The sequence below is a fragment of the Methylacidimicrobium cyclopophantes genome (genome assembly GCF_902143385.2).
GTDB lineage: Bacteria > Verrucomicrobiota > Verrucomicrobiia > Methylacidiphilales > Methylacidiphilaceae > Methylacidimicrobium > Methylacidimicrobium cyclopophantes.
Map to the genome: position 1 here is coordinate 1 of NZ_CABFUZ020000231.1, position 3,914 is coordinate 3,914.

Consider the following 3,914-nt stretch of genomic DNA (forward strand, 5'->3'; position numbering starts at 1 on the left):
GCAAAATCGAAGAAACTCCAGAAGTTCCGCAGAGGGCGTGGGAGGAGTGCCCTGGCCCAAGCTCGCCCGATCGTAGAGAATGTCTCCATATCTTTCAAAACCCATCGTCGGCGCATGGAGGAGGGAGGTCCGAAACCAGCGCCTTCGCTCAATCCGCCGAAAGAGATGCCTTCCCAAAAGGTCGGGCAACTCGCCGGCCCGGTATCAGTCATCCCACACTTGGGTGCCCTCCAGCGAGTCTTGCGTCAAGCTCTCCCACCGACGTCTCCTTGGCCAGCCAGAGGATGACCGGATCCCCCTTCTCCACCGCACCCCATCGGGCGACATGCCTTCGGGAGTACCGGTTCCCCCGAAAACGTTTGGTCTGGCCTCTGTCAACGCATTCTTCTTCTCTTCCTTGTTCTTTCCCCGGATCGCCCCGCAAAGCAAAGGATGTTAGACTCTCCAGGCCATTACCGGTGCAAAAAGACCACCAGATCGTTCGGCGCAAAGCCCGGGACACTCCCCACCGCCCAGAGCCGGTCCGGCCCCAAGGAAAAAAGGGCGTTGATGTTCTTTGCTCCGCTCAAGACCGTTTGCCAGCTCCTTCCCCCATCCAAGGTCGCCAGGAGAGCCGGCCCCAGCCGCCCGAGATTCGAATTCTCCACGGCGGCATACCCCCGTCCCAAGGAATCAAACCAGAGAGCCCGAATCGCTCTCCGTTCCGGAAAAGGCAATTTCTCCCAGCTCTCTCCGCCATCGGATGTCGCCAAAAGGCTCCCATCGTCAAGCCCGATCCAGCCGCACAGGCTCGTGGCAAAAAAGATCGATTGCGGCCAGGCAAGGCCGTGAAACAATACGAGTTCCTTCCAAGAGCGCCCCGAATCGGTGCTCTTGAAGATCTGCGGCACCCGGGGCTGCTGCGGGCCACCGGCACATAAGACATAGGCGACAAACCCAGCGCCGCTGCGAATATCCCCCGGCACCGCCAGGCGAATCGTCCCGTAAAACGGCAGCGGCGCCCAATTCCGCCCCCCATCGAGGCTCCAGAAGCTCGTGAAATCCCCGCAAAGGACCGCCCGCAGATTGCCCCGGCAGACGAGGTCACTCGCACTCAAAAGCTTCCCGGGCAAGAGCTCGCTCCAGGAACGACCGTCATCGACCGAATGCCAGAGGTGGGCCTTGGCTTGTCCGTGGAACCCCTCCAGAAGCCAGATTTCCTGCGGGCCGCTCATCTGCACATGATACCAGCCGCCCCGCGGTTTCACGCGCGTCCAAGACCATCCGCCGTCCTGGGTTCGGAAGACGCCGCCGAAGCCGCAGGCCCAGCCGATTTTCCGGTTCCAAAAAAACCCATCCCAGAGGTGATCATGGATTTCTCCTTGACCGAAGCCCCCGCCCGTTCCCCCCGTGTTCCCGATCCGATATTGGAGCGGAATCGGCGAGTCTCCTCCTCCCGCCTGAGCAATCTCTTCCCCTTGCCATTGTCCCTGGCTCCAGCTGGAAATCGGAGAGGCGAAGACGGCCAGCATCGCAAAAACGGGCAGACAGTCGGACAATCGAGGGCTCAGGCCGCTCCTTCTTCCCAAACACCCGCTCATCGCGCGATCCGAAACTCTCCCCACCGGCTTGGATCGATCGCGGCCTCCGATGCCAAGTCGTTGACCAATCCCGTCTGCCGGTTCGCCCAATACATCCGCAACTCATCGATCGTTCCGCTTCGGTCGGAATAGATGATCCCGAGGTCGCCCCGATAGACGCCTCCCGGAACGGGATGCCAGCCGATCTTCTGGAGCGGCACCGAAGCGTAAAGAGAGTAGCCCCCCAGTTCGGGCTCGATCCGTACCTGCGCATCCGAAAGCACTTCAACGCGATCGATCCGAGTGACCCCGATCGGTGAGGCAAACTCGGAGGGCTCGCTGGTTCCGGGGACTCGATAGCGGTAGAGGACCGCAATAGGCCTGCCCTCGCAGACGCTCAACAGCAACCGCACATCCCCTTGCCGGATTTCGCCCTCCCGGCCCGCTCCGCCGGTCCTCAGCTCCAGGATCGCGCAATCGCCGGTCTTGAAAAGCCGCGACGGATCCCTCCCCTGGTTGAGCATCGGCGTCGAATCCTTCACCGCATGAAACCCGACATAAAGATACCGGTCGTCGAAAGTCCAGGAAGCCTCGGCGGAATGACCGGGATCGAAGACCCAGTGGGCGACACGGGCCGGGGAGGACCAATCGAAGAGCTCGGGCCCCGGCACTCCCCCGGCGGGTTTGGTCAGCGGAACGATTTCTAGGATGGCGCTGCTTCCCCGCGCATCCGCAACTTTCCCCGACGGAGTCACCGCCTCCGAAAGCCGGATCCGTTGGTCCGGCAGTCGGCGGAGGGTCTCCAATCCCACGAGCTTCGCGACGACCGAGCACTCTCGCGCCTCCGAAACGGGGCCGGAGAGGTAGTAAGCGCCGTCCGCCGGATTCCGGAAGAATTGTCCGCCGAAGGACTCCCCTCCCGCCGTTGCCTGATCGAGGGTCTTCCCTCGCTTAGCGGCAGGAGGCATCGAGTCGGGAGCTCCCCTCCCGTCCCGGAAGAGGGCTGCGACGTAGAGTCCGTCGGTCGTCAGCAGGTAACGCTCGCCCATGTTCCCCGCGAGGCAAAGGATCTCCCCGAGCTCGGCGCCCGCATCCGCCGACCCGATCACGTAGAGCGGACCGATCAGCCGTCCGGGAGCGCTCTGCGGAGCCGAATGCGAGCCGTGGACTCCCGGCCAGGGATTCGGATATTGCCAGAGCACCTTCCCTTCGGGGGAGACCATTTCCAAGGGAGCATGGTTGATCAGGAGGTTGCCTTGGGCGTCGCACCAGCCGGCGGCCTCATCGATCTGGCCAGGCCGACTGGCACCCAACACCCGCGCCGCATCCTGGAGCCGATAGATCGGAGCCCCCGCCTCGTTCCAGCCCGCGCAGGGCATCCGCCAGACCGTCGTCACCCCGTCCTTGTCGTCGAGCCAGTAGACCGAGAAATCGGGTGCGACCGCCGGAAGCCATCCGCTCCGGAAGACGGGCCCGCCCCGCTCTTCCTCGGAGAAGAACTCCACCTCGCCCGGCTGCGCCCGGCCGTCTCCGTTCCGGTCGACCCAAAGGAAGGAGCCCCGAACGGGCTTTCCGCGGCTCACCGCCTCCGCCCGAAGCGCCCACCAATTCTCCAAACGGCTCGACCTCTCCCAACCCTCCCCTCGAAAGACCGATGGGAAGCGGCTCATCGCCCGGCGCAACTCTTCGGGATCGTCCCAGAGGCGATCCCGGACCATCCCGGGCAGCTCTTCGTTGCCACGGAGGAAATAGGGGAGCTGCCCGAGGGCCGCCAGCGGCCGCGCCGATCCATCCTCCTCGAGCCGACTGATCGAAACGAAATCGTCGGTCCCGTTGACCAGGTAGGCTTCCTTCCCCTTCCGAACGAAGCGGCTGATCATCTCGGCCCCGGGCCCAAAGAGCGCGCCGGCATGCGTCGGACGCCAGGCGGTCGCCGCCACCCGCCAGAGACCCCTTCTCCAATCGAGATCGACCGTGTTCCCGGTCACGAAGGCTCGCTCGGGACGGAAGGGGTCGATCGCGCAGCCCATCGCCGCATAGTAGGTCGTTCCGCAAAATTCCCGCAGGAAGCGCCCGTCGGGATTCCAGACGCTGATCCGCCGGGGAGAGCGATCCCACTCGGCCACCCAGAGCCTTCCCTCTCCGTCGAGCGCGAGCCCCCAGGGGAGAAACATCCCATCGGTCTCGTAGCGGCCCACAAGCGGCCTCCCCCCCTTCCGGCCGATCGTCCGAACCAAGCGGCCTTGGAGATCGAAGACTTTGACATTCATCTCCCGGCCCCAGTCCGAGACGTAGAGGAACCCGTCCGGGCCCGCAGCCAGTCCCACCGGGGCTGCGAGGCCGCCGACCGCCGGA

At 64.2% G+C, this 3,914-nt stretch carries 2 protein-coding genes; both read right to left on the minus strand.

Translation table 11 applies throughout. The annotated features are described in order from the left end of the window. Positions 1-452: 452 nt before the first annotated feature. Complete coding sequence (locus FN369_RS09525; protein WP_246189650.1) at positions 453-1,580, minus strand: WD40/YVTN/BNR-like repeat-containing protein; 1,128 nt, start codon at positions 1,578-1,580, stop codon at positions 453-455. Continuing rightward, positions 1,577-3,914 (minus strand): NHL repeat-containing protein (locus FN369_RS11270; protein ID WP_512698705.1); only part of this gene is annotated, 2,338 nt, incomplete at its 5' end. The genes FN369_RS09525 and FN369_RS11270, both read right to left, overlap by 4 nt.